1 protein-coding gene and 1 pseudogene are annotated in these 2,214 nt (G+C 76.8%); both read left to right on the top strand.

What is annotated here, in order from left to right; translation table 11 throughout:
- Window positions 1-44 precede the first annotated feature (44 nt).
- Window positions 45-1,157, top strand: a pseudogene (locus H0488_RS22920) (DEAD/DEAH box helicase); the annotation flags it as partial.
- Window positions 1,132-2,214: Lhr family ATP-dependent helicase (locus H0488_RS25435; protein WP_512698551.1), on the top strand; the 1,083-nt coding region annotated here is incomplete at its 3' end. The pseudogene H0488_RS22920 and the gene H0488_RS25435, both read left to right, overlap by 26 nt.

The following is a 2,214-nucleotide window of genomic DNA, read 5'->3' as shown; positions in this document are numbered from 1 at the left end:
GGCTCCCGTTCTGGAAGGGCGACACCCTCGGCCGGCCGGCCGAGCTGGGCGCGGCAGTCGGGGCGTTCACCCGCGAGCTCGCCGCCCTGCCCGACGACCAGGCGCGGGCGCGCGCCGCCGCCGAGGGCCTCGACGACAACGCCGCCAACAACCTGGTCGGCTACGTCCGGGAGCAGGTCGAGGCCACCCGCCTGATCCCGAGCGACACCACCCTGCTGGTCGAGCGGTTCCGCGACGAGCTCGGTGACTGGCGGCTGGTGCTCCACTCCCCCTACGGCACGGCTGTGCACGCCCCCTGGGCGCTCGCGATCAACGCCCGGCTGCGCGAGCGCTACGGCCTGGCCGGCCAGGGCAGCCAGGCGATCGCGTCCGACGACGGGATCGTGATCCGGATCCCCGACACCGACGCCGACCCACCCACCGCCGACCTGGTGGCGTTCGAGCCCGACGAGATCGAGGAGATCGTCACCCGCGAGGTCGGCGGGTCCACCCTGTTCGCCAGCCGGTTCCGCGAGTGCGCCGGCCGCGCCCTGCTGCTGCCGCGGCGCGACCCCGGCCGTCGCAGCCCGCTGTGGCAGCAGCGGCAGCGGGCCTCGGCCCTGCTGGAGGTCGCGGCGCGCTACCCGTCGTTCCCGATCGTGCTCGAGACGGTCCGCGAGGTGCTCAACGACGTCTACGACCTGCCCAACCTGACGGCGCTGCTGACGCGGGTGCAGCGGCGCGAGGTCACGGTCACCGACATCGAGACCAGCCAGCCCTCGCCGTACGCCCGGACCCTGCTGTTCGGCTACGTCGCCCAGTTCGTCTACGAAGGCGACTCCCCCATCGCCGAGCGGCGGGCCGCCGCGCTGACCCTCGACCAGGGCCTGCTGGCCGAGCTGCTCGGCCGGGCCGAGCTGCGCGAGCTGCTCGACCCCGACGTGCTCGCCGAGGTCGAGGCCGAGCTGCAGCGGGTGGCGCCCGACCGCCGCGCCCGCGACGCCGAGGGCGTGGCCGACCTGCTCCGCCTGCTCGGGCCGCTGACCACCGACGAGGCGAGCGCGCGGACGGTGCCCGACTCCCCGGTGGCCGAGTGGCTGGCCGCCCTCGCCGCGACCCGACGGGTGGTCCAGGTCCGGATGCCGTACGGCGATGCGTGGGCCGTCGTCGAGGACGTCGCCCGGCTGCGCGACGGTCTCGGCGTCCCGGTCCCGCCCGGCACCCCGGGCACCTTCNGGCGTCCCGGTCCCGCCCGGCACCCCGGGCACCTTCACCGAGCCGGTCGACGACCCGCTCGCCGACCTGGTCGGCCGCTACGCCCGCACCCACGGGCCGTTCACCGACCTGCAGGTCGCCGAGCGGCTCGGTCTCGGGCCGGCGGTCGTCCGCCACACGCTCCAGCGGCTCGAGGCGCAGGGGCGGGTGCTCACCGGCGAGTTCCGGCCGACCGGCGTCGGCGACGAGTGGTGCGACGCCGAGGTGCTGCGCCGGCTGCGGCGGCGCTCGCTGGCCAAGCTGCGCCACGAGATCGAGCCGGTCGAGCCGGTGGCGCTGGCCCGGTTCGCGGCCGCGTGGCAGCAGGTGTCGCCCACCGGCCGGGGGCTGCGCGGCCTCGACGGTGTGCTGCGGGCGGTCGAGCAGCTCGCCGGGGCGCCGGTGCCGGCCTCCGCCCTCGAGCCGCTCGTGCTGGCGTCGCGCGTCCGTGACTACGAGCCGGCCTACCTCGACGAGCTCACCGCCACCGGCGAGGTGGTGTGGGCCGGCCACGGCGCGCTCCCGGGCAGCGACGGCTGGGTGTCGCTCCACCTGGCCGACCAGGCGTCACTCACCCTCCCGGAGCCGCAGACCGAGGTCGACGACGAGCTGCAGCGGCAGGTGCTCGCCGCGCTCGCGCCCGGTGGCGCGTGGTTCTTCCGCCAGCTCAGCGACTCTGTCGGCAGCCTCGATGACCGGGCGCTCAGCACCGCCCTGTGGGAGCTGGTCTGGTCCGGACGGGTCAGCAACGACACGCTCGCTCCGCTGCGCTCCCTCACCCGCGCCGGCCGGCCAGCCCACCGCAGCCGCCAGCCGACCCCACGGCCCGGCCGGGTGGCCCGCTCCGGGCCGCCCGAGACGGCCGGGCGCTGGGCGCTGCTGCCCGCGATCGACGCCGACCCGACCCGCCGTGCCCATGCCACCGCCGAGCGGCTGCTCGACCGGCACGGCGTGGTCACCCGCGGGGCGGTCGTCAGCGAG

Origin of the sequence: Nocardioides pelophilus, assembly GCF_014180685.1 — a bacterium.
GTDB lineage: Bacteria > Actinomycetota > Actinomycetes > Propionibacteriales > Nocardioidaceae > Nocardioides > Nocardioides pelophilus.
The sequence above is the reverse complement of the archived record's forward strand: the minus strand, read 5'-3'. Positions and strand labels throughout refer to the sequence as shown.